The sequence below is a fragment of the Kitasatospora mediocidica KCTC 9733 genome (assembly GCF_000744225.1).
Lineage (GTDB): Bacteria > Actinomycetota > Actinomycetes > Streptomycetales > Streptomycetaceae > Kitasatospora > Kitasatospora mediocidica.
On record NZ_JQLN01000005.1, the window covers coordinates 2,406,119 to 2,432,255 of the forward strand.

Sequence of the window (26,137 nt, forward strand, 5' to 3'; positions counted from 1 at the left end):
GCCTCGCCGTCACCCTGCGGACGATGACGAAGAAGACCGTCACCGCGCAGTACCCCGAGGTGCAGCCGCACCTGCCCCCGCGCAGCCGGGGTGTGATCGGGCTGCTGGAGGAGAACTGCACGGTCTGCATGCTCTGCGCCCGGGAGTGCCCGGACTGGTGCATCTACATCGACTCGCACAAGGAGACCCTCCCCGCGGTCGACCCGAACGCGCGCGCCCGCACCCGCAACGTGCTGGACCGTTTCGCCATCGACTTCTCGCTCTGCATGTACTGCGGTATCTGCATCGAGGTCTGCCCCTTCGACGCGCTCTTCTGGTCGCCGGAGTTCGAGTACGCCGAGACCGACATCCTGGAACTGACCCACGAGCGGGACAAGCTCCGCGAGTGGATGTGGACGGTGCCCGCGCCGCCCGCGCTGGACCCGGGGGCCGAGGAGCCCAAGGAGATCGCCGCCGCGCGCAAGGCTGCCGACAAGCTGGCGGCCGCTGCCGGGGGTGACCCGGCGTGAACATCCTTGCCGCAGCGGGCTCCCTCGCGCCCGCGACCCGGGGATTCCTGTCCCCGACCGGGGCCGAGATCGTCTTCGTCCTGGTCGGCCTGGCCGTGCTGGGCGCCGCCGTGATCTCGGTCGGTACCAGGCAGCTGGTGCACGCCGCTCTCTGGCTGGTCGTCGCGCTCGGCGGGCTGGCGATCGAGTTCCTGCTGCTCACGGCCGAGTTCGTGGCCTGGGTGCAGGTGCTGATCTACCTCGGCTCGGTGGTCGTCCTGGTGCTCTTCGGTCTGATGCTCACCAAGGCGCCGATCGGCCGTTCGCCGGACGCCGACTCGGGCAACCGCTGGGTCGCGCTGCTGGTCGCGCTGGCCGCCGCCGGGACGCTGGTGACCCTCGTGGTGGACGCCTTCCGGACCTCCTGGATCGATCTGGGTGCGGGCGGTGGCAGTGCCTCGGTGACCGGCGCCAGTCTGTTCCGGAACTGGGTGCTGCCCTTCGAGGCGCTCTCCGTCCTGCTGCTGGCCGCGCTGATCGGGGCGATCGTGCTGTCGCGCTCCCGGCAGGCGGCCGCGCCCAAGCCGCGCGCTGGCAGGCTGCGGACCGGCAAGCCGGTCGGCGCGGCCCCGGCCGCCAAGTCACCGGCAGCGCAGTCGCCGTCCTCCGAGCGGGAGAGCTGATGCACCTCGCCTACCCGGCCGTCCTCGCCGCGCTGCTCTTCAGCGTCGGCGTCTACGGCGTGCTCGCCCGGCGCAACGCCGTCCTCGTGCTGATGTCCGTCGAGCTGATGCTCAACGCCGTCAACCTCAACCTCGTCGCCTTCGACGCCTGGCTGCGCGACGCGTTGCACGCCGGGCAGGCGCTCACCCTCTTCACCATCACCATCGCCGCCGCCGAGATCGGTCTGGGCCTGGCCATCGTCCTGCTGGTCTTCCGGACCCGCGGCACCCCGGACATCGACCGGCTGACCGCCCTCGGTGACCGGGTCGCCGAGCGCCAGAACTCCGCCGACGACTCCGTCGACGCGTCGAAGGGCCAGGCCGTCTCGTGAACACCGCCCTCCCCGCGCTGGTCCCGGCGCTGCCCGCGCTCGGCGCCGCCGCCCTCTTCGCCACCGGCCGCCGCGCGCCCCGGTTCGCCCGGCCGCTGGCGATCCTGCCGGTGCTGATCTCGGCCGTGCTGGCCCTGGTGACGGCGCTGCAGCTCGGCACCGGCCGGACCCTGGACGCCGCCACCCGGCTGACCCCGACCGGCGGCCCCGACATCTCGCTCGCGATCCACCTGGACGGCTACACCTCGCTGATCACCGTCCTGGTCGGGGTGGTCGCCACGTGCGTGCAGGTCTATTCGACGGCCTACCTGCGCGACGACCCGCGCTACGCCTCCTACGCGGCGCTGGTCTCGCTCTTCACCGCCGCGATGTTCCTGGTGGTGTACTCCGGCGACCTGATCGTGCTGCTGGTCGGCTGGGAGGTGATGGGCATCTGCTCGTACTTCCTGATCGGCCACCACTGGGAGACCGCGGACGCCCGTTCGGCCTCGCTGAAGGCGTTCCTGGTCACCAAGCTGGGTGATGTGCCGTTCCTGTTCGGCCTCTTCCTGCTGGGTGCGGACGCCGGGACGTTCCGGATCAACGGCGTGCTGGCCGCGGCGGCCGACGGGCGGCTCGCCCACCCGACGCTGATCGCGCTGCTGCTGCTCGGCGGGGTCGCGGGCAAGAGCGCGCAGTTCCCGCTGCACACCTGGCTCCCGGACGCGATGGCCGGTCCGACGCCGGTCTCCGCGCTGATCCACGCCGCCACCATGGTGGCGGCCGGTATCTACCTGGTGGCCCGGCTGCTGCCGGTCTTCCTGCTGTCGGGCGCCGCGCTGGTGGTGCTCGCGGTGATGGCCGCCGTGACGATGATCGGGTCGGCGCTCTGCGCACTCGCCCAGGACGACATCAAACGGGTGCTCGCGTACTCCACGGTCGGCCAGCTCGGCTACATGGCCGGCGCGCTGGCCGTCGGCGACCGTGAGGCCGCGGTGTTCCACCTGGTCAGCCACGGCGCGTTCAAGGCACTGCTGTTCCTCTCCGCCGGTGTGCTGATCCACGCGGCGCACACCAACTCGCTCTCCGCGATGTCCCGGATGCCCTGGCTCGCCGAGCGGGTCCCGGACGCGCGCTGGACGCTCGGCATCGGCCTGGTCGCGCTGGTCGGCCTGCCGCCGTTCTCGGGCTTCTTCAGCAAGGAGGCGGTCTTCAGCGCCGCCGAGCACGCCACCACCCGCGGCGAGGCGCTGACCAACGGCGTCGGCCCGGCCGCGGGCGTGCCCGTGGCGGCCGGCTGGATCGTCCTGGTCGCGGCCCTGCTGACCGCGCTGCTGACCGCCGCGTACGCCACCCGGCTCTGGCTGTTGGCCTTCCCGGGCCGCGGCGCGGTCGCCGCCGCCGGTACGGTCGTGCCGCGTGGCGAGGCCGCCGAGGGACACGCGGCGGCGCTCGCCGACACCGGTGAGGACCTGCCGGTCGCCGCCAGCAGCACCGCCACCGCGCCCTCGGTGCACGCCACCGAGCCGGCCGCGATGCGCTGGCCGCTCTGGGTGCTGGCCCTGCCGACGATGGTCTTCGGCATCGCGGGCCTGCGCCCGAACTGGCTGCCCGCCCTGCTGGACGGCGGCTCGCTGCGACCGAGCCCGGCCACCGCCGTGCTCGGCACCGGCCTGGCGCTGGCCGGCGTGCTGATCTCGTACGCCGCCTGGCGGACGGTCACCGCCCGCGCCGCCCGCGCCCGGGCGGCCGAGGCCGCAGGAGCGGCGGCGCCGCAGTCGACGGACGCCGTCGACCCCGGCCGCGCCCTGCTCGGCCCGCTCTACGGCCCGGCCCAGCACGGCTTCGGCGTGGACCGGCTCTACGAGCGGCTCTTCGTCCTGCCGACCCTCGGTGCCGCGCGGCTCGTCCGGTTCCTGGACCGCGAGGTCGTCGAGGGGTACGTGCAGGCCTCCGGCGGCGGGGCCCGGCTGCTCGGCTGGGCCGTCCGGCGGGCCCAGACCGGCAACGCCCAGACGTACCTCAGCGCGCTGCTGGCGGGCGTGGTGCTGATCGCCGTCTTCGTGGCGGTCGGCACATGACGCGCCGCCGGCACTGCCACCACCTCGCCAACCCGTCCACCGCAGCACGTCCAGGGAGCCTCCGATGAACGCGGTCCTCATCGCCCTCCTGGTGCTGCCGCTGCTCGGCGCCGCCCTGACGCTGGCCCCGGCCACCGTCTTCGGGCCGGACCACGCGGCGCAGGAGAAGCGCGCCCTGCGACTCGGCGCGCTGGTCACCGGCCTGGTGCTGGTGCTGACCGTCGCCCTGGCGGCGGGCTTCGACCGGGCGCACTCCAGCCGGATGCAGGCGGTCACCGACACCGCGTGGATCCCGGCCATCGGCGTTCGCTTCCACCTCGGCGTGGACGGCATCTCGCTGCCGCTGGTGGTGCTCACCGCGCTGCTCACCTTCCTCTGCGCGGTGTACTCCACCCGGCGCCTGCCGGACGGCCCCGGCGTGCCGTCCGCGCGGGCTTTCGTCGGGCTGCTGCTGCTGCTCGAAGTCGGCATGCTGGCCACCTTCCTGGTGCTCGACCTGCTGCTCTTCTTCCTGGCCTTCGAGATCGTGCTGATCCCGATGTATTTCCTGATCGCCCGGTGGGGGAGCGGGGCCAAGGTGGCCTCGGCCAACCGGTTCATCCTCTACACGCTGCTCGGCTCGGCCGTGATGCTGCTGGGCTTCCTGCTGGTGGGCCTGAACGCGGGCACCTTCGACATGACGGCGCTGGCCGCCGCCCACGGCCACGGCCTCTCGCACACCACCCAGGTGCTGGCCGCGCTGGCGATCGGCCTCGGCCTGGCCGTCAAGGCGCCGGCCTGGCCGCTGCACAGCTGGCTGCCGGACGCGCACACCTCGGCCCCCACCGTCGGCTCGGTGCTGCTCGCCGGTGTGCTGCTGAAGATGGGTACCTACGGTCTGGTCCGGGTCCTCCTCCCGGTGGTGCCGGACGGCACGGCGACCCTCGCCCCGTACCTCGGGGCGCTCGCCGCCGTGGGCGTCGTCTACGGTTCGCTGGCCTGCCTGGCGCTGGCGCGGCAGGGCAGCAAGGGTGACCTCAAGCGCCTGATCGCCTACTCCTCGGTCGGCCACATGGGCTTCGTGCTCCTCGGCATCGCCTCCCTCACTCCGGTGGGCGTCAACGGCGCGCTCTTCGCCAACATCGCCCACGGTCTGATCACGGGTCTGCTCTTCTTCCTGGTCGGCGCCCTCAAGGACCGCTACGGCACGGCGGACCTGGACACCCTGTCGGGTGCCACCGGCGCCGCGCTCTACGGCAGGGCACCGCGGATCGGCGCGCTGCTCGCCTTCGCCGCCGTGGCCAGCCTGGGCCTGCCCGGGCTGGCGGGCTTCTGGGGCGAGGTGCTCGCGATGTTCGGCGCGTTCGACCCCGCTGCCGGGCTGTCCCGCCCCGCCTTCGTGACGTACATGGTGCTGGCCGGACTCGGCACCCTCCTGACGGCCGCCTATCTGCTGATCGTGGTGCGCCGGGTCTGCATGGGTGACCCCAAGCAGACCGCCGTCGTCGCGGACATCGCCGACCTGCGCCCGTACGAGGCCGTCAGCTGGACCCCACTGGCCGCGCTGACGCTGGTCGCCGGGCTCTGGCCGGCCCTGCTGCTGGGTCTCTCCGACCCGGCCGTGAAGCACCTCCTCGGGGGTGGCTGACCGATGATCAGCTCTGTGTCCGCGCCTGTGTCCGCCGCCGCCGGCCACCAACTCCTGGGGCAGCCCGCTGTGCATCCGACCCTTCTCGCCGTGAGCAACCCGGGCGGGCTCATCCAGTCCGTCGACTGGGTGGCCATCGCCCCACCGCTGATCGCCGCGCTGACGGCGATCGCCGTCCTGCTGGCCGACCTGTTCCTCCCGGAGCGGCACAAGAAGCTGCTCGGCCGGCTCACCGCCGCCGGCCTGGCCCTCGCCCTGCTCGCCCTCCTCCCGCTCACCGGTGGTCACCCTCGGTCCACCTTCTGCCTACAGAACGTAGCAGGCGCCACTGACAACGCCGGGTGCAGCTATGTCGCCGACCACTTCGCCCTGGTCTTCCAGCTGCTCGCGCTGGGCGGCGCGCTGATCGCCGCGCTGCTGTCGCTGCACACCGTCGACGAGGAGAAGCTGCCCTCCGGCGAGTACTGGTTCCTGCTGCTCAGCAGCGCCACCGGCGCCGCCCTGCTGCCCGCCTCCCGTGACCTGGCCACCCTGGTGGTGGCCCTGGAGGTGGTCTCGCTGCCCTCCTTCGCCCTGGTCGGGCTGCGGCGCGACGGGCGCGGCGGCGAGGCGGCGCTGAAGTTCTTCCTCTCCTCGGTGACCGCGACCGCCGTGATGCTGCTCGGCGTCAGCTTCGTCTACGCCGCCACCGGCAGCCTGCACCTGTCCGCCATCGCCGAGGGCCTGGGCCAGGCGCCCGGGCAGCTCAAGCCGCTGGCCGAGGCGGGGGCCGCGCTGACCCTGGTCGGCTTCGCGTTCAAGGTCGCGGCCGTCCCGTTCCACTTCTGGGTGCCCGACACCTACACCGGCGCCCCGCTGCCGGTGGCCGGCTACCTCTCCGTGGTCGGCAAGGCGGCCGGCTTCGCCGGGCTCGCGCTGGTCACCAGCATCGCCTTCCGCCCGTACGGCCACACCTGGGGCCTGCTGCTCGCGGTGCTGGCCGCCGTCACCATGACGGCCGGCAACGTGGCGGCGCTGCGCCAGCGCTCCGACACGGCGCACGGCGCGGTGCGGCTGCTGGCCTGGTCCTCGGTGGCCCAGGCGGGCTACCTGCTGGTCCCGCTCGCCGCCGCCGGCTACGCCGGGAGCGACCACCCGCTGGGCGCCACCGTCGCCTACGCGCTGATCTACGGCCTCGTCAACCTCGGGGCCTTCGGGGTCGCCGCCCTGGTCGGGCGCACCGCGCCCGCCAACCGGCTGGACGACTACCAGGGCCTGTTCGCCCGCCGCCGCTGGGCCGCGCTGGCGCTGGCCTTCTTCCTGCTCTGCCTCGCGGGGCTGCCGCCGGGCGTGGTCGGGCTCTTCGGCAAGGTCGTGGTCTTCCGCGCCGCCGTGGACGCCGGCCTCGGCTGGCTGGCCGTGGTGATGGCGGTCAACGTGGTGATCGCGCTGTTCTACTACCTCCAGTGGACCGCGAAACTCTTCGTCACGCCGTCGACCGAGCCGATCGCGACGGCCGGGGAGGCGAGGGTGCCGCTCTCGCTGACCGCCACGCTGTCGCTCACCGCGGTCGGCGCGGTGGTGCTCTCGGTGGCGCCGCAGCTGGTGCTCCAGGTGGTCAGCGGCTCGCTGTTCTGACCCGGGCGTGACCCCACCGGTGTACGCGAAGGGAACCAGGACCAGGCACCCCTCCGTTGACCAGGGCAGAGGGATGTGAACCGAGGGCTTCCCACCGCACCATTTGGAGGGCCTGCCGTGCACCGCCAGCACAACGGGTTGAGAACGGCCGTACTGCTCGGCGCCCTGTCGGCACTGATCCTGCTGATCGGCGGTCTCTTCGGACGGACGGGCCTGATCATTGCCCTGCTGGTCGCGCTCGGCACCAACGGCTACGCGTACTGGAAGAGCGACACGCTCGCCCTGCGCGCCATGCGGGCCCGCCCGGTCAGCGAGATCGAGGCTCCGGCCCTCTACCGGATCGTCCGCGAGCTCTCCACCTCAGCCCGCCAGCCGATGCCCCGGCTCTACATCTCGCCGACCCCGGCCCCGAACGCCTTCGCGACCGGCCGAAACCCGCGCAACGCCGCCGTCTGCTGCACCGACGGCATCCTGCGCCTGCTGGACGAGCGCGAACTGCGCGGCGTCATCGGCCACGAGCTGAGCCATGTCTACAACCGCGACATCCTGATCTCGTCGGTGGCCGGAGCGCTGGCCTCGGTGATCATGTTCCTGGTGAATTTCGCCTGGCTGATCCCGTTCGGCCGCGACGAGGACGACGACGGACCCGGGCTCGTTGGCACCCTTGCCATCATGATCCTGGGCCCGCTCGCCGCGATGCTGATCCAGCTGGCCGTCAGTCGGTCCCGGGAGTACCAGGCGGACGCCGACGGCGCCCGGATCACCGGCGACCCGCTCGCACTGGCCAGCGCGTTGCGCAAGCTGGAGGACGGCACCCAGCGCCTGCCGCTGCCGCCCGAGCCGCAGCTCCAGACGGCCAGCCACATGATGATCGCCAGCCCGTTCCGCCCGGGCGAGGCGGGCACCCGGCTGTTCTCCACGCACCCGCCGATGGAGGAGCGGATCGCCCGGCTGGAACGGCTCGCCGGGCGGGGGTAGCGTCGGCCCGTACCCGGCTTGCGAGACCAACGGAGGACGACGTGTTCGTCGTGACCATCACCTACACCGCGCCGCTGGAGCGGATCGACGCGCTGCTGCCCGCGCACGTCGGGTGGCTGGAGACGCAGTACGAGGCCGGCGCCTTCCTCGCCTCCGGCCGGCGGGTCCCGCGGGTGGGCGGCGTGATCCTGGCCGACGCCGAGAGCCCGGCCGCGCTGGACGCGATCCTGGCCGGGGACCCGTTCGCGCAGGCCGGGGTGGCCGAGTACCAGGTGACCGAGTTCCTGCCCACCAAGACCGCGCCCGCGCTCGCCTCGCTGGCCGTGACGCTGCCCTGAGGGTTCGCTCGGCCGGGTGCCGTATGTCATGTCCGCCTCATCAAGCGTTCACCTCCGGGGGAAGGTGAGGGGGTGGAGGCGGCGCCGCAGGCGGTGGCCCGCCCGGACGGCCCGGGAGGCCTGCTGTGTGCGCCGACGAGACCTGCTCGCACCACGGATCCGGCGTCGACCCCGTCGTCGACCGGCGCCGGCTGCTCCAGGCCGGGCTGGGGACGGGAGCGGCAGCGGCGCTGGTCCTGGCCCCGGTTTCGTTCGCCGCCGCCGATCCGGCCGGCGCGGACCGTACCCAGCTGATCACCGGCCATCTCGATACGGTCCGCCGCCGATCCGGCCGGCGCGGACCGTACCCAGCTGATCACCGGCCATCTCGATACGGGGGCAGCCGACTTCGTCTACCTGCCGATCGAACTGCCGCACGGTGTCCGGGAGATCGCCGTCACCTACAGCTACGACAAGCCCGGGGTGCCGGCCGGAACCCCGGGAAACTCCTGCGACATCGGCATCTTCGACGAGCGCGGCACCGATCTCGGCGGCCCGGGTTTCCGCGGCTGGTCGGGCGGGTTCCGCACCTCGTTCGCGATCAGCCGGACCGAGGCGACCCCCGGCTACCTGCCGGGCCCGGTCAACGCGGGCCGCTGGCACGTGGTGCTCGGCCCGTACCAGGTGGCGCCGCAGGGCCTGGACTACCAGGTCCAGGTGACCGTGCGATTCGGCACCCCCGGGCCGGACTTCAAGCCCGACTACCCCGCCGGCCGGGCCCGCGGCCGGGGCCGCGCCTGGTACCGGGGCGACTGCCACCTGCACACGGTCTACTCGGACGGACGGCGGCTCCCCGCCGAGGTGGCCGCCGGAGCGCGCGCCGCCGGGCTGGACTTCATGGTCTCCACCGACCACAACACCAGCTCCTCGCACGGCGTCTGGGGCCCGCTGGCCGGCCCCGACCTGCTGATCATCACCGGCGAGGAGGTCACCACCCGCAACGGCCACTGGCTCGCGCTCGGCCTGCCGCCCGGCACCTGGATCGACTGGCGCTACCGCTCCCGCGACGACGCCTACCCGCGCTTCGCCCGCCAGGTGCACGGCCACGGCGGCCTGGTGGTGCCCGCGCACCCGTTCTGCCCGTACATCGCCTGCCAGTGGAAGTTCGGCTACCAGGGCGCCGACGCGGTCGAGGTGTGGAACGGCCCGTGGACGTACGACGACGAGTCCGCCGTCGACAGCTGGGACGCCCGCCTCGGCGAGGACCTGCGCAGCGGCCGCCCCTGGCTGCCCGCCCTCGGCAACAGCGACGCGCACAGCGTGCCGCAGGTGATCGGCCTGCCCCACAACGTGGTGCGGGCCGACGACCTGAGCCGGGACGCGATCATCGGCGGGCTGCGCTCGGGCCGCAGCTGGATCGCCGAATCCGCGGGCGTCCAGGTGGACTTCACGGCCACCGGTGCCGGTCGGCAGGTGGGCATCGGCGAGTCGCTGACCGTCCCGGCCGACGCCCCGGTCGACGTCCGGCTGGTGGTCTCCGGGGTGCCCGGCGGCACCGTCCGGTTCATCACCGACGAGGGCCAGCTCCACCAGGAGTCACTGCCCGCCGCCGGTACCGGCGCGGTGACCTGGCGCACCACCGCCTCGCTCGCCGCCTACGTCCGCGCCGAAGTCCGCCACCCGCTCCCGGACGGCACCCCCGGCGCGGGCAACACCATGGGCACCACCCTCCCGTGGGGCCCGATGGCCGCCCTCACCAACCCGATCCTGCTGCGCGGCACCACGGGCTGACCGCACCCGGCACGCGGGTCGTGAGCGTGGGAGGCTGGACCTATGAAGGTGATCGAGTTCGTCCTCAACGTGATCTGGCTGGTCTTCTGCGGGATCTGGATGGCCATCGGGTACGCGATCGCCGGGGTCGTGTGCTGCATCCTCATCATCACGATCCCGTTCGGCATCGCGAGCTTCCGTATCGCCGGGTTCATCCTGTGGCCGTTCGGGCGCACCACCGTGGACAAGCCGGATGCCGGCGCGGGTTCCTTCATCGGCAACGTGATCTGGTTCGTCTTCGCGGGCTGGTGGCTGGCCCTCGCGCACCTGGTGACGAGCATCCCGCTGTTCATCTCGATCATCGGGATCCCGTTCGGGTGGGCGAACCTGAAGATGATCCCGATCTCGCTGATGCCGCTCGGCCGCGAGGTCGTCCCCTCGGACCACGGGTTCGGCGGGCGCTGAGCCGCGCCGCCGTCTGCTCAGGCGACCGCCTCGCGCAGTGCGCCGAACTCCGCCGCCAGCGCGTCGAGCGTGTAGTGCGCGTTGAGGCCGCTGGGGTTCGGCAGCACCCAGACCTCGGTGTCGCCCAGCCCGTCCGGCTGCCGGCCCACCGTGCTGCGCGGGCGGCCGAACGCCGTCCGGTACGCGCCGATGCCCAGTACGGCCAGCGCCCGCGGTCGTAGCCGGGTCACCCGCTCGACCAGCGCGGCGCCGCCCTGGCGGAACTCGTCCGCGGTCAGCTCGTCCGCCTTCGCGGTGGCCCGGGCGACCACGTTGGTGATGCCCAGGCCCAGCGCGAGCAGCTGCTCCTGCTCCTCGGGCCGGTACTGGTGGTCGGTGAACCCAGACCGGTGCAGGGCCGGCCAGAACCGGTTGCCGGGCCGCGCGAAGTGCCGGCCGGTCGCTCCGGACCAGAGCCCGGGGTTGATGCCGCAGAACAGCACCCGCAGGCCGGGGGCGGCGATGTCGGGGATGGTCACGTCACGGGCGGCGAGGAGCTGCTCGGCGGTGGGCCGGAGGGGAGTCTGCACAAGGCCCAGTCTGCCCGTCCCCGGGCTGCCCGCGGGCCTATGTCCGGATCTTCTCCGCAGGCCGCTTCTCCGGGTGCGACAGCCCGCCGTGGTCGTCCGCCCCCGCCGCCGCGAGGCGTTCCGCGCGGCGCTTTGCCCGGCGGTCGAGGATGTGGTTGAGGCCGAAGAAGATCACCGAGGTGTACGTCCAGCCCGCCAGGATGTCGATGACGAAGTGCTCGCCGCCGTAGATCAGGCTGAACGCCATCGCCAGCGGATAGGCGACCAGCAGGACCTTGACCCAGCGCCGCTTGGCGACCGGCCAGAAGAACAGCGTCAGCAGCAGCGGGTACGAGGCGTGCAGCGAGGGCATCGCGGCCACGTCGTTGTCGAAGCGGCTGCCGTTCTCGAACAGCGACCCCGCGCGCGGCAACCCGCTCTGGTTCAGCACGTCCTGGACGATCCGGGTGATGGCCGGCAGGTGCCCGTTCTGGGCGGCCAGCCACGGCGGGTCGGCCGGGAAGAGGACGTACGTCGCGAAGGCGGCGAAGGTGAGCGCGAGGTAGAGCGCCACCAACCGGGTGAAGCGCTCGTGCCGCTTGCGCCAGAGCGCGGCCATCACCACGAAGACCGCGAAGAAGTGCGACATGTAGACGGTGGTCGCGGCGTAGTCGTACCAGTGCAGGTGACCGGGGGTGTACAGCCAGTGCTGCAGGTGGACGGTCCACACCTGCCCGCCGCCGACCACCTTGTCGAACGCCACCTGCGGCGCCCAGTGGACGGCCCACGGCGTGTGCGAGCCGTAGCCGCGCAGCAACGAGTAGGCCCAGACCGCGCCCATCACCGGTACCCAGTCGCGGAGCACGCGCAGCCAGCCGAAGCGGTTGCCGCTGTGCACGGCGGCGGCTATCAGCGCGCCGATCAGCCAGACGAAGACCAGGTCGTTGTTGTACGGGAGGCCGTTCTTGTCGACGTACCGCCAGAGCAGGAAGCCGTAGACGGGCCACGCCAGCAGACGCAGGTACCGGGCCTTGGCCCGTACCGTACCCAGATGGGATCTCCAGCCCGCGCCCCGGAGCGTGGCGCGCGGCGCCTCGGATCGCACCGTGTCGGCGGTGGGGCGTGCGGAGTGGAACAGGCTGGTCACCGGTGGCGTCCCCTTCGCGAGGTCAGGTCGGTCGAGCCGGGTCAACGTAGCAGCGCAATCTTTAAGAATCACTGAGCGCGGAAGTACTTCTTTCGCCCTCTGCCGGACCCGGCCAACACCGTCGTGCTCTGCCGTCTGCCCAGGGTGGGTCGACGAGCGCACACCAAATTTTCAGAAAACTGTTCGAGCGGGTAGTCCGTAGGATCACCTGGCGGACTTGGTTCCGAGGCAGAAACGATTCTTCACGGCTCCGACCGTAGATCCACCCGGAATCTCCACCTCCCCCACATGGCGTCTTCCCGTTCGCCCCGCCCGCAACCCTCGCCCCACCGCCCCGGGCGCGGGGGATGACAAAGGGTGAGGGCGCCACTACCGCGGCGCCCTCACCCTTTGTCATCCCCCGCCGCCGCCCTCGGCGGCCGATGCCCGCCGGCTCAGCGGTAGTTCACGAACTGGAGCGCGAAGTCCAGGTCCTTGCCCTTGAGCAGCGCCTGGACCTCCTGCAGGTCGTCCCGGCTCTTGGAGGAGACCCGCAGCTCCTCACCCTGGATCTGCGCCTTGACGCCCTTGGGGCCCTCGTCGCGGATGATCTTCGAGACCTTCTTGGCGTTGTCCTGGGAGATGCCCTCCTGGATCGTCGCGAAGATCTTGTACTCCTTGCCGGACAGCTGCGGCTCGCCGGCGTCCAGTGCCTTCAGCGAGATGCCGCGGTTGATCAGCTTGGTCTGCAGCACGTCGAGGATCGCCTTGACCCGCTCCTCGCCGTTCGCCTTCATCTCGATCTTCTCGGCGGTCCGGCCGATGGTGGCCCCGACGTTCTTGAAGTCGTAGCGGGTGGCGATCTCGCGGGAGGTCTGGTTGATCGCGTTGTCGACCTCCTGCATCTCGACCTTCGAGACGATGTCGAAACTGGAGTCGGCCATCTGTGGTGGTCTCCTTGCGGTGTCGGCGGCACTGTCGGCGCTCCGCCGGATGCGGAGCGGTCACGGCCCCAGCCTATCCAGCGGCGCCGCCCGCCGACCTCTTGATCATCGCGTGACCAATCAAGTGGCGGAGCACCCCCTGTCATCAGGTATCGTTTACGAGGTCGAACGGGGCGCAAGCCACCGCGAGACGCACATCCTGGCTGGTTGCCCGAGTGGCCAAAGGGAGCAGACTGTAAATCTGCCGGCTCAGCCTACGTAGGTTCGAACCCTACACCAGCCACAGGATCGAGACCGGCCCTGAACTGCGGAAACGCGGTTCGGGGCCGGTCTTTTTGCTGTTCCGGGCGGACCCCTCCCGAGGGGCGGCGGGGGTGCCGTTCGCGACTGCCGTTCGAGCCGGTACCCGCAGGGTGAGGGGGGTCGGGGTGGCTACCGGTACCTTCTCCCAGGTCCGGGTGGTGCGGGGGTGGAACTGACGGCGCGTGGCGTGATCTCGCGTCAAGACGGCGTCAGGGGTCCCGGGACCGGCGTATCGAACGCGTAGCCACCGGACGATCGCCTCCCGTCGGCGCGGACGATCAGCACAGCACCCGATTCCTGGAGGCCGCCCGATGTCCGCCACGCCCGACCCGGACCTGCTCGCGACGCAGGCCGAGCAGCCCCCCGATACCGGCCTGCCGGCCGGGCCCGCCAAGTCGGCGAAGGAGCCCGACAAGCTGTCCGCACTGGGCGGCCTGGCCGCGCTCTCGCTGGACGCGATGGCCTCGGTCGCCTACGGGCCGGAGTCGATCGTCCTGGTGCTGGCGGCCGCGGGCAGCTACGGCCTCGGTTTCACGCTCCCGGTCACCGCGGCGATCGCGCTGCTGCTCGGCGTGCTGACCGCCTCCTACCGCCAGGTGATCGCGGCCTTCCCGGACGGCGGCGGATCGTACGCGGTGGCCAAGGCGCATCTGGGCCGGCGCACCGCGCTCACGGCGGCGGCGTCGTTGATCGTCGACTACATCCTGAACGTCGCGGTCTCGGTGACCGCCGGGGTGGCCGCGCTGACCTCGGCCCTGCCGGGCCTCTACGACGACCGGGTCTGGCTCTGCCTGGCGGTGCTGGCGGTGGTCACCCTGGTGAACCTGCGCGGGATCGCCGAGTCGGCCCGCTGGTTCATGGCGCCGACGGCGGTCTTCGTGCTGTCGATCATGGCGATCATCGTGATCGGCCTCTTCCGCTCCGGGCCGGCCAGTACGGCGGCCGCCGCCGGGCACGCCTCGGCGCTGGCCGACAACGCGACGGGCGTCGGCGCGCTGCTGCTGCTCAAGGCCTTCGCCTCCGGCTGCTCGGCGCTGACCGGGGTGGAGGCGGTGGCCAACGCCGTGCCGTCCTTCCGGGCGCCGCGGGTCAAGCGCGCCCAGCACACCGAGATCGCGCTCGGTGCGGTGCTCGGGGTGATGCTGGTGGGTCTCGCCGTGCTGATCGGCCGCTTCCACCTCCAGCCGGTGCAGGGTGTCACCGTGCTCGCCCAACTGGCGGACGCCTCGCTGGGCCACGGCTTCGGCTTCTACCTGGTCCAGTTCGCCACCGTGCTGCTGCTGGCGCTGGCGGCCAACACCTCGTTCGGCGGCCTGCCGGTGCTGCTGCGGCTGCTGGCCCGCGACAACCACCTGCCGCACGTCTTCGCGCTGCGCGCCGACCACCAGGTGCACCGGCACGGCGTGCTCTTCCTGGCGGTGGTCTCGGCCGCGCTGCTGGTCTGCTCGGGTGGCGACGTCAACAGCCTGGTGCCGCTCTTCTCGATCGGCGTCTTCGTCGGCTTCACGATCTGCCAGGTCGGCATGGTGAAGCACTGGTACCGGGAGCGCGGCGCCGGCTGGCGCGGCCGGGCGCTGCTGAACGGCTTCGGCGCGCTGCTGACCGGTGTCGCGACCCTCGTCGTGACCGGGACCAAGTTCACCGAGGGCGCCTGGGGCATCGTGGTCGCACTGCCGCTGCTGGTGCTGCTCTTCGAGCTGATCCACCGGGCCTACGGGCGGATCGGGGACCGCCTGGAGCTCGGCCGGATCCCCGGGCCGGTGGTCCGTCAGCGTTCGCTGGTGGTGGTGCCGGTGATGTCGATCTCGCGGCTGACCAGGGAGGCGCTGTCGACGGCCGTCTCGCTCGGCGACGAGGTGCTCGCGGTGACGGTGGTGCACACCGATCCGGACGCCGAGGACCGGCAGGCCACCGAGACGCTGCGCCGCGACTGGGAGCTGTGGCAGCCGGGCGTGCCGCTGGTCGAGGCCACGGACGCGCACCGCCGACTGGGCCGCCCGCTCGTCTCGTTCGTCAACGAGCTCGGTACCGAGCACGCATACGACCGGATCACCGTGCTGATCGCGGAGGTCGAGCCGGTGCACTTCTGGCAGCGGGCGCTGCAGAACCAGCGCGGCGCGCTGATCGACCGGGCGCTGCGCCGGGGCACCGACGCGGTGGTGTGCCGGCTGCGGTTGCGGATGTGACCTCGGACGGGCCGGTGACCCGGTGTTACCTGTGGATGTGAGGCGTAAGCGGCCTTACACACTGTGAACCCAGTCGAAACGTCACGATTGACCTAGATAAGTGGTCACGACTCGATATTTTGACGTTTTCTTAACGCCAGGCCTTAACGCCCGTCCCGGCCTGGGTCGACGCACGGTGACATCCCGTCTGGCCTGCGGAAACCCTGGGCCGGATGGGTGTGTCGGCCGTCCGGGGCCCCCGCGAGTCGATGGTCGTCTTAACGGCTCGGACGCATACGCTCGCGCTTGTGTTCAACGTGCCCTCGGCGCTCAAGCGCCTCGTGATCGGTCAGGCCATGCGCAGCGAGGAGCTGGGGGAGACCCTGCTCCCCAAGCGCGTGGCGCTGCCGATCTTCGCGTCCGACCCGCTCTCCTCGGTGGCCTACGCCACGGAGGAGATCCTGCTGGTGCTGACCGTCGGCGGCACCGCCTTCCTCTACCTCACCCCGTGGATCGCGGCCGGCGTGGTGGCGCTGATGGCGGTCGTGGTGATGTCCTACCGCCAGGTCGTGCACGCCTACCCGAGCGGCGGCGGCTCGTACGAGGTGGTGACCAGCAACCTCGGACCGCACGCGGGCCTGGTGGTGGCGGCCTCGCTGTTGGTCGACTACGTGATGACGGTGGCCGTCTCGGTGGCCTCCGGGGTGGACAACATCATCTCGGCCTTCCCCGGCCTGGGGGACTACCGGGTCCTGATGGCGGTCCTGTTCGTGGTGATACTGGCCGCGGTCAACCTGCGCGGGGTGCGCGAGTCGGGCAAGGCGTTCGCCGCGCCGACCTACCTGTTCATCGGCGGCATCATGCTGATGGTGATCACCGGGCTGATCAAGGCCGCCTTCGGCCACCCGCCGGTCGCCTCCAGTGCGCAGTACCCGATCATCCCGATTGACCACAAGGACACCCTGGCGGGCCTGGGCCTGCTGATGCTGGCGCTGCGGGCCTTCGCCTCCGGCTGCACCGCGCTCACCGGCGTCGAGGCGATCTCCAACGGCGTGCCGGCCTTCCGGGCCCCGAAGTCCAAGAACGCCGCCACCACCCTGTCGGTGATGGGCATCACCGCCGTCGTCATGTTCGTCGGGATCACCGCGCTGGCGCTGATCGCCAAGGTGCACAAGACCACCGACACCTGCCAGCTGTTGAACTATCCCGGCGACTGCCACACGGCCTCGCAGCCGACGGTCATCGCCCAGCTGGCCGCCGCGATCTTCGGCGGCGACCACAGCTTCCTCTTCTACTTCATCCAGGCGGTCACCGCGCTGGTCCTGATCCTGGCCGCGAACACCGCCTTCAACGGGTTCCCGCTGCTGGCCTCGATCCTGGCGCAGCACCGCTACCTGCCCCGGCAGATGCACACCCGCGGCGACCGCCTCGCGTTCTCCAACGGCATCATCGCGCTGGCCGCGGTGAACATCGCGCTGCTCTGGGCGTACAAGGCGGACGTCACCAACCTCATCCACCTGTACATCCTGGGCGTGTTCACCTCCTTCACGCTGTCCCAGATCGGCATGGTCAAGCACTGGAACGAGCTGCTGAGCACCGAGACGGATCCGAAGATCCGCGGCGCCGCCCTGCGCTCCCGGGTGATCAACGCCTTCGGCGCGGGGGTCACCGCGCTGGTGCTGGTGATCGTCATGATCACCAAGTTCACCGAGGGCGCCTGGCTCGCGGTGGTCGCCGCGCTGCTGCTGTTCGGCATGATGCGCGGCATCCGCCGGCACTACGACTCGGTCTCGGACGAGCTGGCGGTGGACGACCCGCACGGGGAGTCGGTGCGGCCCTCCAAGGTGCACGGCATCGTCCTGGTCTCCAAGATCCACAAGCCCACGCTGCGGGCGCTCGGCTACGCCCAGGCGTTCCGGCCGGACACCCTGGAGGCGCTCAGCGTCGCGGTGGAGAAGGATTCCACGGACGAACTGCGCGAGCGCTGGGCCGAGTTCGACATCCAGGTGCCGCTCAAGGTGCTGGACTCGCCCTACCGCGAGATCACCAAACCGGTGGTCGCGTACGTCCGTTCGGTGCGGCGCTCCAGCCCGCGCGACGCCGTCGCGGTCTTCATCCCCGAGTACGTGGTCGGCCGCTGGTGGGAGCACCTGCTGCACAACCAGTCGGCGCTCTGGCTGAAGAGCCGACTGCTCTTCACCCCCGGCGTGATGGTGATCAGCGTCCCCTGGCAGCTCTCCTCCTCCAGCCGCGCCGACCACCCGGCCCGCCGGGCCCCGGGCTCGGTGCGCCGCGGCGAGCCGGCCGCCAACAAGGATGTCGGCACCCCGGTCGACAAGGTCGGCTGAGCACCTTGACGCCCCCGTAGCGGGGCATCCGGGAGCCCCCGGCGCCGCGGTTTCAACCGCGGTGCCGGGGGCTTCGCCATGGCCGGCGCGGGGCCCGTCGGCCGCCCGGCCAAGGCAACGGGACGACTACGGAACGACAACGGCGCGGAGAACCCCATCAAGGGCGCGTCAACGTTCGAATTTCCCCCGTATGGACGGCGTCAGGAGCCGCCAACCGTCGCCGTCCGGCTGGTTTGCTGCATGAGCCGGCCTGCCGCCGGTGTCGTGAGGCCCAGTGGCCACGCACGGCCCAGGTCCCCTGAACCACCTTGGTGGAGCCCATGCTCGACGTCGTCTTCGTCGGTATCACGGTCGCCGTGTTCGCCGTCCTCGCCCTGATCGCCCGAGGGGTGGAGAAGCTGTGACCGCTCTCCGTACCCCTGTCCCCTTCCAGGTGCGCGAGGTGGCCTCATGAGTGTCGAGAACATCGCAGGCCTGATCGTCGCAGTCGCCCTCGTCGGCTACCTCGTCGTGGCGCTGATCTTCCCGGAGAAGTTCTGACATGAGTTCCACTCTTGCGGGCTGGTTGCAGGCCCTTGCCCTGGTGGGCGCGTTGGCGTTGTGCTACCGCCCCCTCGGCGATTACATCGCCAAGCTGCTCACGACCGCGAAGCACCTGCGGGTGGAGCGCGGGATCTACAAGACCATCGGGGTGGACGGCGACGCCGACCAGCGGTGGCCGGTCTACCTGCGGTCGGTGCTGGCGTTCTCGCTGGTCTCCGTCCTTTTCCTCTACTTGCTGCAGCGGATCCAGAACCACCTGATGCTCAGCCTCGGCTTCAAGGCCGTGGGGGAGCACGGGGCGTGGAACACCGCGATCTCGTTCGTCACCAACACCAACTGGCAGGACTACGCCGGTGAGGCGACGCTGGGCCACACGGTCCAGATGGCCGGCCTGGCGGTGCAGAACTTCGTCTCGGCGGCGGTGGGCATCGCGGTGGTGGCGACGCTGATCCGCGGGTTCACCCGCAGCCGCACCGACCGGGTGGGCAACTTCTGGGTGGACCTGACGCGGATCTGCCTGCGGCTGCTGCTGCCGCTGTCGGTCGTGTTCGCGCTGGTGCTGGTCGCCAACGGTGTGATCCAGAACTTCCACGGCTTCCACGACCTGGCGACGCTGGGCGGGGACACCCAGTCGATCCCCGGCGGGCCGGTGGCCTCGCAGGAGGTCATCAAGGAGCTGGGCACCAACGGCGGCGGTTTCTTCAACGCCAACTCGGCGCACCCGTTCGAGAACCCGACCGGCTTCACCAACTGGCTGGAGGTCTTCCTGCTGCTGGTGATCTCCTTCTCGCTGCCGCGCACCTTCGGCAAGATGATCGGCGACCACCGCCAGGGCTACGCGATCGTGTCCGTGATGGGCATCTTCTGGGCCGGTTCGGCCGCCCTGATGACGTTCTTCGAGACCCACGCGAGCGGTGTGGCGCTGAAGGCGGCCGGCGCGGCGATGGAGGGCAAGGAGGTCCGCTTCGGACCCTGGGCGACCAGCCTGTTCGCGTCCTCCACGACGCTGACGTCCACCGGTGCGGTGGACGGCGCGCACGACTCGCTGACGCCCGGCGGCGGCGGTGTCGCGATCTTCGACATGATGCTGGGCGAGATCGCGCCCGGCGGTACCGGGTCGGGCCTGTACGGGATGCTCGTGCTGGCGATCGTCGCGGTGTTCGTGGCCGGTCTGATGGTCGGGCGCACCCCGGAGTACCTGGGCAAGAAGCTGGGTGGGCGGGAGATGAAGTTCGCCTCGCTGTACATCCTGACCACGCCGGCGATCGTGCTGGTCGGCACCGGTGTCGCGATGGCGCTGCCGGGTGAGCGGGCGAACATGCTGAACTCGGGGGCGCACGGCTTCTCCGAGGTGCTCTACGCCTTCACGTCGGCGGGCAACAACAACGGTTCGGCGTTCGCGGGCATCACGGTCACCTCGCCCTGGTGGGACACGGCGCTGGGTCTGGCGATGGTGTTCGGCCGGTTCCTGCCGATGATCTTCGTGCTGGCGCTGGCGGGCTCGCTCGCGCAGCAGCAGCCGGTCCCCGCCACCGAGGGCACCCTGCCCACCCACAAGCCGCTGTTCGTCGGCCTGCTCTCAGGCGTCGTGCTGATCGTCGTCGGCCTCACCTACTTCCCTGCCCTGGCTCTCGGGCCGCTCGCGGAGGGTCTGCACTGATGTCCACCCCCACTCTCACCACCCCTGCCCAGCAGGAGGCGGCGGTCCACCGGGTCTCCAGCAACCTGCTCGACCCCAAGGTCCTTCTCGCGGCGGTCCCCGACGCGGTGAAGAAGCTCGACCCGCGCGTCATGATCAAGAACCCGGTCATGTTCGTGGTCGAGGTCGGCTCGGTGGTCACCACCGTCTCGGCGATCGCCGACCCGAGCGTCTTCGCCTGGGCGATCACCGTCTGGCTCTGGCTCACCACGATCTTCGCCAACCTGGCGGAGGCCGTCGCCGAGGGCCGCGGCAAGGCCCAGGCCGAGACGCTGCGCCGCACCAAGACCGACACGATGGCCCGCCGCCTGCTCGACTGGCCCGCCTCGCAGGCCGAGGAGCAGGTCGCGGCCACCGAGCTGCAGCTCGGCGACCACGTGGTCGCCGAGGCCGGCGAGATCATTCCCGGCGACGGCGACGTCGTCGAGGGCGTCGCCTCGGTCGACGAGTCGGCCATCACCGGCGAGTCGGCCCCGGTCATCCGCGAGTCGGGCGGTGACCGCAGCGCGGTCACCGGCGGCACCAAGGTGCTCTCGGACCGGATCGTCGTCAAGATCGCCTCGGAGCCCGGCAAGTCCTTCATCGACCGGATGATCGCCCTGGTCGAGGGCGCCGCCCGGCAGAAGACGCCCAACGAGATCGCCCTCAACATCCTGCTGGCCTCGCTGACCATCGTCTTCCTGGTCACCGTCTCGGCCCTGCAGCCGATGGCCGGCTTCGCCGGGGCGCCGCAGACCCTGATCGTCCTGGTCGCCCTCGTCGTGGCCCTGATCCCGACCACCATCGGCGCACTGCTCTCCGCGATCGGCATCGCCGGTATGGACCGCCTGGTGCAGCGCAACGTGCTGGCGATGTCCGGCCGCGCGGTCGAGGCCGCCGGCGACGTCAACACCCTGCTGCTCGACAAGACCGGCACCATCACCCTCGGCAACCGCCAGGCCGCCGAGTTCCAGCCCGCCGCCGGGGTCAGCGTCGACGAGCTCGCCAACGCCGCCCAGCTCTCCAGCCTCGCCGACGAGACCCCCGAGGGCCGCTCCATCGTCGTCCTCGCCAAGACCGACTACGGCCTGCGGGCCCGCGCCCAGGGCGAGTTGACGCACGCCACCTGGGTCCCGTTCACCGCCCAGACCCGGATGTCCGGCGTCGACCTCGACGAGGCCGACGGCGTGCACTCGGTGCGCAAGGGCGCGGCCGGATCGGTGACCAACTGGGTCACCGAGAACGGCGGCACGGTCGGCAAGGACGTCGCCGAACTGGTCGACGGCATCTCCGCCGCCGGCGGCACCCCGCTGCTGGTCGCCTCGCGGATCGGCTCGGCCGCACCGCGCGCGCTCGGCGTCATCTACCTCAAGGACGTCGTCAAGGAGGGGATGAAGGAGCGCTTCGACGAACTGCGCCGGATGGGCATCAAGACCATCATGATCACGGGCGACAACCCGCTGACCGCCAAGGCGATCGCGGACGAGGCCGGCGTGGACGACTTCCTCGCCGAGGCCACCCCCGAGGACAAGATGGCCCTGATCAAGAAGGAGCAGGAGGGCGGCAAGCTCGTCGCGATGACCGGCGACGGCACCAACGACGCCCCGGCGCTCGCCCAGGCCGACGTCGGCGTGGCGATGAACACCGGCACCATGGCGGCCAAGGAGGCCGGCAACATGGTGGACCTGGACTCCAACCCCACCAAGCTGATCGAGATCGTCGAGATCGGCAAGCAGCTCCTGATCACCCGCGGCGCGCTGACCACCTTCTCCATCGCCAACGACGTCGCCAAGTACTTCGCGATCATCCCGGCGATGTTCGTCAGCGTCTACCCGGGCCTGAGCCACCTCAACATCATGGCCCTGCACAGCCCCAAGTCCGCGATCACCTCCGCGATCATCTTCAACGCCCTGGTCATCATCGGCCTGATCCCGCTGGCCCTGCGCGGCGTCAAGTACCGCCCCTCCGACGCCAGTTCACTGCTGCGCCGGAACATCCTGATCTACGGGTTCGGCGGCCTGGTGGTGCCGTTCATCGGCATCAAGGCGATCGACCTGATCGTCCAGTTCATCCCCGGCCTGCGCTAGAAACGGAAGGAGACCCCACCATGTCCAAGCCTCTGCCCACCTCCGTCCGTACCCATCTCACCGCGCTGCGCGCCCTGTTGGTGATGACCGTGATCCTGGGGGTGCTGTACCCGCTGCTGGTGACGGGCGTCAGCCAGGTCGCCTTCAGCCAGAAGGCCAACGGCTCGGTCGTGAAGTCCGCCGACGGCAAGGAGATCGGCTCCAGCCTGCTGGGCCAGAACTACAACCTGCCGAAGAAGAACCCCAACGACCCGAACGAGCAGGCCCAGCCGGACCCGCAGTGGTTCCAGCCGCGCCCCTCGGCCGCCGGTACCGGCTACGACCCGCACGGGTCCTCGGCCTCCAACCTGGGTCCGAACAGTGACGACCTGCTGAAGGCGGTCAACGACCGCCGTGCCGCGGCCGCCGCGTTCGACGGCGTCGATGCGGCCAGCGTGCCGCCGGACGCGCTGACCGCCTCCGGTTCGGGCCTGGACCCGCACATCTCCCCGGCCTACGCCAAGGAGCAGGTGGCCCGGGTCGCCAAGGCCCGTGGCCTGTCCACCGACACGGTCTCCGCGCTCGTCGCCAAGTACACCGAGGCCCGCTCGCTCGGCTTCCTCGGCGACCCCGGCGTCAACGTCGTCCTGCTCAACAAGGCACTCAGCGAGACGAAGTGACCGCAGGTCAGGATGGATGAAAGGCTGGCCGGTCCGGGTTGTCACCCGGACCGGTCGGTCCGCGTTTCCGACCCCATAAACGAAGAGGAATGATGGCCCGCGATCTTGGCTCCGACACCCTGCCCCGGCGCGGCCGGCTACGGGTGTACCTCGGCTCGGCCCCCGGTGTGGGAAAGACCTACCGGATGCTGGACGAGGCGCGGCGCAGACAGGAACGCGGGGCGGACGTGGTGGTCGGCTACATCGAGTGCCACGGCCGCCGGCACACCGAGGGCATGCTGGAGGGCCTGGACGTCGTCCCCCGGCTCACCCGCACCTACCGGGACTCCGAGTTCCGCGAGATGGACGTGGATGCGGTGCTCGCCCGGCGCCCCACGGTGGCGCTGGTGGACGAGCTGGCGCACAGCAACATCCCCGGCGGCCGCAACGCCAAGCGCTGGCAGGACATCGAGGAGCTGCTCGCGGCCGGCATCGACGTCATCACCACGGTGAACATCCAGCACCTGGAAAGCCTCAACGACGTCGTCCAGAAGATCACCGGCATCCCGCAGCGCGAGACCGTCCCCGACGAGGTCGTGCGGCGGGCCGATCAGATCGAACTCGTCGACATGGCACCGCAGGCGCTGCGCCGGCGGATGGCCCATGGCAACGTCTACAAGGCCGAGAAGGTGGACGCCGCGCTCTCCAACTACTTCCGGGTCGGCAACCTGACCGCCCTGCGCGAACTGGCCCTGCTCTGGGTGGCCGGGCGGGTCGACGAGGGCCTGCGCGACTACCGGGTGCAGCACAACATCGACCGGGTCTGGGAGACCCGCGAACGCGTGGTGGTCGCGCTCACCGGCGGGCCGGAGGGGGAGACGCTGGTCCGTCGCGCGGCGCGGATCTCGGACCGGACGGCCGGCGGCGAGCTGCTGGCCGTGCACGTCACCCGCAGCGACGGCCTGGCCGGCGCCTCGCCGGGCGCGCTCGCCACCCAGCGCCAGCTGGTGGAGAGCCTGGGCGGCAGCTACCACGTGGTGGTCGGCGACGACATCCCCACCGCGCTGCTGAGCTTCGCCCGCGCCAACCACGCCACCCAGCTGGTGCTGGGCACCAGCCGGCGCGGCCGGATCACCCGCTTCCTGACCGGTCCCGGCATCGGCGAGACCACCGTCGACGCCTCCGAGGACATCGACGTCCACATGGTCACCCACGAGTTCACCGGGCGCGGCCGACTGCCCTCGCTGGGCCGCCGGCACTCCCGGCGCCGGACCGTGGCGGGTTTCACCTCCGGCCTGCTACTGCCCTGCGGGCTCACCGCGGTCCTCTCCGGACTGCCGCACTCGCTGAACCTGACCACCGTCGCACTGCTCTTCCAACTCGGCGTGGTAGCGGTCGCGTTGCTCGGCGGCGCGGCCTCCGCCCTAATGGCCTCGCTGGTCGCCTCGCTGCTGCTCAACTACTACTTCATCCCGCCGGTCCACACCTTCACCATCGGCGAACCGAACAACGTGATCGCGCTGGCGGTCTTCGCCGCCGTCGCGCTCACCGTCTCCACCGTGGTCGACCGGGCCACCCGGCAGACCCGCCGCGCCGCCCGCGCCACCGCCGAGGCGGAGGCGCTCAGCACGCTGGCCGGGAGCGTGCTGCGCGGGCACGACGGCGTCCCGGGCGGCGGTTCGGCCATCCCCACCCTGCTGGAGCAGTCCCGGACCACCTTCGGCCTGGACTCGGTCGCGCTGCTGTCCCGCGAGAGCGGCGAGGTGATGGCCCGCAGCGACGCCGGCGGGGCGGCCGCCGTCGACCGGGAGATCACCGAAGTCCCGGTCGGCACAGGCGCGTTGCTCATCCTCTCCGGCCGCCGGCTGCCCGCCGACGAGCAGCGCGTGCTGACCGCCTTCGCCGCCCACGTCGCCGCCGCCCTGGAACGCGACCGGCTGGCGGCGGTGGCCGCCGAGATCGAGCCGATCAAGGCCGCCGACCGGATGCGCACCGCGCTGCTGGCCGCCGTCAGCCACGACCTGCGCACCCCACTGGCCGCCGCGCGCGCCTCGGTCGGCTCGCTGCGCAGCCCGGACGTCGAGTTCTCCGCGGAGGACCAGTCCGAACTCCTGGCCACCGCCGACGAGTCGCTGGTCAAACTGACCCGTCTGGTGGACAACCTGCTGGACATGAGCCGCCTGCAGGCCGGCGCGCTCACCCTGCACCTGATCCCGGTCCACCTCGACGAGGTGCTGCCGCGCGCGCTGGACTCGCTCTCCCCGCAGTCGCCGGCCGAACGCGGTACCCCCGTCGACGCGCCCGTCCGGCCCGTCGGCCTCGCCGCCGTGCCGCCGGTGCTGGCCGATCCGCCGCTGCTGGAACGGGTGCTGGCCAACGTGATCACCAACGCGCTGCGCCACAACGCCCCCGGCGAACCCGTCCTGGTCACCGCCGGCGCGCACCTGGACCGGGTGGAGATCCGGATCGCGGACCGCGGCCCGGGCATCCCGGCCGCCGACCGCGACCGGGTCTTCCTGCCGTTCCAGCGCCTGGGCGACACCGACAACACCACCGGCGTCGGCCTCGGCCTCGCGCTCTCCCGCGGTCTCGCCGAGGCGATGGGCGGCACCCTGGAGGTCGAGGACACCCCCGGCGGCGGCACCACCATGCTGCTCACCCTGCCCGCCGCGGAGGAGGGACCATGACGCACATCCTGGTCGTCGACGACGAACCCCAGCTGCTCCGCGCCCTGCGGATCAACCTGCGGGCGCGCAAGTACGACGTGGCGACCGCCGCCACCGGCGGCGGCGCACTGGAGTCCGCCGAGCGGACCAGGCCGGACGCCGTCCTGCTCGACCTCGGCCTGCCCGACCTGGACGGCGTCGAGGTGATCCACCGGCTGCGCAGCCGCAGCCCGGCGCCGATCATCGTGCTCTCCGGCCGCAGCGGCGCCGACGACAAGATCCAGGCGCTGGACGCGGGCGCCGACGACTACGTCACCAAGCCCTTCCTGATGGACGAGCTGTTCGCCCGGCTGCGCGCGGTGCTGCGCCGCCCGACCGCCTCCGAGCCGGTCGCCCGGGTGCTGCTCGGCGACCACCTGATCGACCTGGCGGCCTGCACGGTGGTCCCGTCCGACGGCGGTGAGGGGCAGCTGCGGCTGACCCCGACCGAGTGGCGGATCCTCACCATGCTGCTGGCCAACCCGGGCCGGCTGCTGCCCGGCCGGCAGATCCTGCGGGCGATCTGGGGGCCGGACCACGAGCACCGCGGCAACTACCTCAGGGTCTACTTCGCCGGGCTGCGCAGGAAGTTGGAACGCGACCCGGCCAGGCCCCGGCACCTGATCACCGAACCCGGGATCGGCTACCGCTACGAGCCCTGAGCGCCCGGAGCCGG

21 protein-coding genes and 1 tRNA gene are annotated in these 26,137 nt (G+C 71.4%); 19 read left to right on the forward strand and 3 right to left on the reverse strand.

Annotated elements, in window-relative coordinates; genetic code table 11:
- Positions 1 to 23 precede the first annotated feature (23 nt).
- The 10 genes from BS80_RS24795 (at position 24) to BS80_RS24840 (ending at position 10,376) form a co-directional block, all read left to right on the forward strand.
- A complete protein-coding gene (locus BS80_RS24795; RefSeq protein WP_051967199.1) occupies positions 24 to 509 on the forward strand; it encodes a 4Fe-4S binding protein in 486 nt (161 codons plus the stop codon).
- 2 nt (positions 510 to 511) lie between these two features.
- Positions 512 to 1,171 carry an NADH-quinone oxidoreductase subunit J family protein gene (locus BS80_RS24800; RefSeq protein WP_035802779.1) on the forward strand — a complete coding sequence of 220 codons (660 nt, stop codon included), beginning with the start codon at positions 512 to 514 and terminating at the stop codon, positions 1,169 to 1,171.
- A complete protein-coding gene (gene nuoK / locus BS80_RS24805) occupies positions 1,171 to 1,542 on the forward strand; it encodes an NADH-quinone oxidoreductase subunit NuoK (protein ID WP_035800757.1) in 372 nt (123 codons plus the stop codon). Before BS80_RS24800 ends, nuoK begins: the two co-directional genes overlap by 1 nt.
- Positions 1,539 to 3,602 (forward strand): NADH-quinone oxidoreductase subunit 5 family protein, encoded by a 2,064-nt coding sequence (locus tag BS80_RS24810; protein WP_035800758.1) that lies wholly within the window; start codon positions 1,539 to 1,541, stop codon positions 3,600 to 3,602. Before nuoK ends, BS80_RS24810 begins: the two co-directional genes overlap by 4 nt.
- A gap of 64 nt (positions 3,603 to 3,666) precedes the next feature.
- Complete coding sequence (locus BS80_RS24815) at positions 3,667 to 5,229, forward strand: complex I subunit 4 family protein (protein WP_035800759.1); 1,563 nt, start codon at positions 3,667 to 3,669, stop codon at positions 5,227 to 5,229.
- Between the two features lie 3 nt (positions 5,230 to 5,232).
- A complete protein-coding gene (locus BS80_RS24820; RefSeq protein WP_083975174.1) occupies positions 5,233 to 6,846 on the forward strand; it encodes an NADH-quinone oxidoreductase subunit N in 1,614 nt (537 codons plus the stop codon).
- Positions 6,847 to 6,963: 117 nt separating this feature from the next.
- Entirely contained in the window at positions 6,964 to 7,824 is an 861-nt protein-coding gene (htpX, locus tag BS80_RS24825; protein WP_035800760.1) for a zinc metalloprotease HtpX, read from the forward strand.
- A gap of 41 nt (positions 7,825 to 7,865) precedes the next feature.
- Positions 7,866 to 8,162 (forward strand): YciI family protein, encoded by a 297-nt coding sequence (locus BS80_RS24830; RefSeq protein ID WP_035800762.1) that lies wholly within the window; start codon positions 7,866 to 7,868, stop codon positions 8,160 to 8,162.
- Positions 8,163 to 8,624: 462 nt separating this feature from the next.
- Positions 8,625 to 9,932, forward strand: coding sequence for a CehA/McbA family metallohydrolase (locus BS80_RS24835; RefSeq protein WP_408607422.1), 1,308 nt, complete (start codon positions 8,625 to 8,627; stop codon positions 9,930 to 9,932).
- 42 nt (positions 9,933 to 9,974) lie between these two features.
- The gene (locus tag BS80_RS24840; RefSeq protein ID WP_035800765.1) at positions 9,975 to 10,376 is read left to right on the forward strand and encodes a YccF domain-containing protein; all 402 of its coding nucleotides are present in this window, start codon (positions 9,975 to 9,977) and stop codon (positions 10,374 to 10,376) included.
- Positions 10,377 to 10,393: 17 nt separating this feature from the next.
- Here the strand turns inward: BS80_RS24840 and mug are convergent, their stop codons facing one another.
- The 3 genes from mug to BS80_RS24855 form a co-directional block, all read right to left on the reverse strand.
- Positions 10,394 to 10,945 carry a G/U mismatch-specific DNA glycosylase gene (gene mug, locus BS80_RS24845; RefSeq protein ID WP_035800766.1) on the reverse strand — a complete coding sequence of 184 codons (552 nt, stop codon included), beginning with the start codon at positions 10,943 to 10,945 and terminating at the stop codon, positions 10,394 to 10,396.
- 37 nt (positions 10,946 to 10,982) lie between these two features.
- Complete coding sequence (locus BS80_RS38030; RefSeq protein WP_051967007.1) at positions 10,983 to 12,071, reverse strand: phosphatase PAP2 family protein; 1,089 nt, start codon at positions 12,069 to 12,071, stop codon at positions 10,983 to 10,985.
- A gap of 434 nt (positions 12,072 to 12,505) precedes the next feature.
- The gene (locus tag BS80_RS24855; RefSeq protein ID WP_035800768.1) at positions 12,506 to 12,994 is read right to left on the reverse strand and encodes a YajQ family cyclic di-GMP-binding protein; all 489 of its coding nucleotides are present in this window, start codon (positions 12,992 to 12,994) and stop codon (positions 12,506 to 12,508) included.
- Positions 12,995 to 13,195: 201 nt separating this feature from the next.
- On the opposite strand from BS80_RS24855, the gene BS80_RS24860 reads away from it, so the two are divergent.
- The 9 genes from BS80_RS24860 to BS80_RS24900 all read left to right on the forward strand — a co-directional run bounded on the left by BS80_RS24860 (position 13,196) and on the right by BS80_RS24900 (position 26,123).
- Positions 13,196 to 13,277 (forward strand) — tRNA-Tyr (locus BS80_RS24860).
- A gap of 331 nt (positions 13,278 to 13,608) precedes the next feature.
- A complete protein-coding gene (locus tag BS80_RS24865) occupies positions 13,609 to 15,483 on the forward strand; it encodes an APC family permease (RefSeq protein ID WP_035800769.1) in 1,875 nt (624 codons plus the stop codon).
- Positions 15,484 to 15,770: 287 nt separating this feature from the next.
- A complete protein-coding gene (locus BS80_RS24870) occupies positions 15,771 to 17,810 on the forward strand; it encodes an APC family permease (protein ID WP_035800771.1) in 2,040 nt (679 codons plus the stop codon).
- 450 nt (positions 17,811 to 18,260) lie between these two features.
- Positions 18,261 to 18,350 carry a K(+)-transporting ATPase subunit F gene (gene kdpF, locus BS80_RS38670; RefSeq protein WP_035794954.1) on the forward strand — a complete coding sequence of 30 codons (90 nt, stop codon included), beginning with the start codon at positions 18,261 to 18,263 and terminating at the stop codon, positions 18,348 to 18,350.
- A 1-nt stretch (position 18,351) separates the two neighbouring features.
- Positions 18,352 to 20,013 (forward strand): potassium-transporting ATPase subunit KdpA, encoded by a 1,662-nt coding sequence (kdpA, locus tag BS80_RS24880; protein ID WP_035794953.1) that lies wholly within the window; start codon positions 18,352 to 18,354, stop codon positions 20,011 to 20,013.
- The gene (gene kdpB, locus BS80_RS24885) at positions 20,013 to 22,118 is read left to right on the forward strand and encodes a potassium-transporting ATPase subunit KdpB (protein ID WP_035794951.1); all 2,106 of its coding nucleotides are present in this window, start codon (positions 20,013 to 20,015) and stop codon (positions 22,116 to 22,118) included. Before kdpA ends, kdpB begins: the two co-directional genes overlap by 1 nt.
- A gap of 20 nt (positions 22,119 to 22,138) precedes the next feature.
- Positions 22,139 to 22,777: a K(+)-transporting ATPase subunit C gene (gene kdpC / locus BS80_RS24890; protein ID WP_035794950.1), complete on the forward strand. Its 639-nt coding sequence runs from the start codon at positions 22,139 to 22,141 to the stop codon at positions 22,775 to 22,777.
- Between the two features lie 92 nt (positions 22,778 to 22,869).
- Entirely contained in the window at positions 22,870 to 25,443 is a 2,574-nt protein-coding gene (locus tag BS80_RS24895) for an ATP-binding protein (RefSeq protein WP_035802784.1), read from the forward strand.
- Entirely contained in the window at positions 25,440 to 26,123 is a 684-nt protein-coding gene (locus tag BS80_RS24900; RefSeq protein WP_035800772.1) for a response regulator, read from the forward strand. Before BS80_RS24895 ends, BS80_RS24900 begins: the two co-directional genes overlap by 4 nt.
- The last annotated feature ends 14 nt before the right edge of the window (positions 26,124 to 26,137 follow it).

Excerpts from the sequence above, each read along its gene's own strand:
- BS80_RS24840 (WP_035800765.1), top strand. The coding sequence starts at position 9,975 with ATGAAGGTGATCGAGTTCGTCCTCAACGTGATCTGGCTGGTCTTCTGC.
- kdpC (WP_035794950.1), top strand. The coding sequence starts at position 22,139 with ATGTCCAAGCCTCTGCCCACCTCCGTCCGTACCCATCTCACCGCGCTG.
- BS80_RS24815 (WP_035800759.1), top strand. The coding sequence starts at position 3,667 with ATGAACGCGGTCCTCATCGCCCTCCTGGTGCTGCCGCTGCTCGGCGCC.
- BS80_RS24855 (WP_035800768.1), bottom strand. The coding sequence starts at position 12,994 with ATGGCCGACTCCAGTTTCGACATCGTCTCGAAGGTCGAGATGCAGGAG.
- BS80_RS24900 (WP_035800772.1), top strand. The coding sequence starts at position 25,440 with ATGACGCACATCCTGGTCGTCGACGACGAACCCCAGCTGCTCCGCGCC.
- nuoK (WP_035800757.1), top strand. The coding sequence starts at position 1,171 with ATGCACCTCGCCTACCCGGCCGTCCTCGCCGCGCTGCTCTTCAGCGTC.
- BS80_RS24895 (WP_035802784.1), top strand. The coding sequence starts at position 22,870 with ATGGCCCGCGATCTTGGCTCCGACACCCTGCCCCGGCGCGGCCGGCTA.
- kdpA (WP_035794953.1), top strand. The coding sequence starts at position 18,352 with ATGAGTTCCACTCTTGCGGGCTGGTTGCAGGCCCTTGCCCTGGTGGGC.
- kdpF (WP_035794954.1), top strand. The coding sequence starts at position 18,261 with ATGAGTGTCGAGAACATCGCAGGCCTGATCGTCGCAGTCGCCCTCGTC.
- BS80_RS24865 (WP_035800769.1), top strand. The coding sequence starts at position 13,609 with ATGTCCGCCACGCCCGACCCGGACCTGCTCGCGACGCAGGCCGAGCAG.
- BS80_RS24795 (WP_051967199.1), top strand. The coding sequence starts at position 24 with ATGACGAAGAAGACCGTCACCGCGCAGTACCCCGAGGTGCAGCCGCAC.
- kdpB (WP_035794951.1), top strand. The coding sequence starts at position 20,013 with ATGTCCACCCCCACTCTCACCACCCCTGCCCAGCAGGAGGCGGCGGTC.
- BS80_RS24820 (WP_083975174.1), top strand. The coding sequence starts at position 5,233 with ATGATCAGCTCTGTGTCCGCGCCTGTGTCCGCCGCCGCCGGCCACCAA.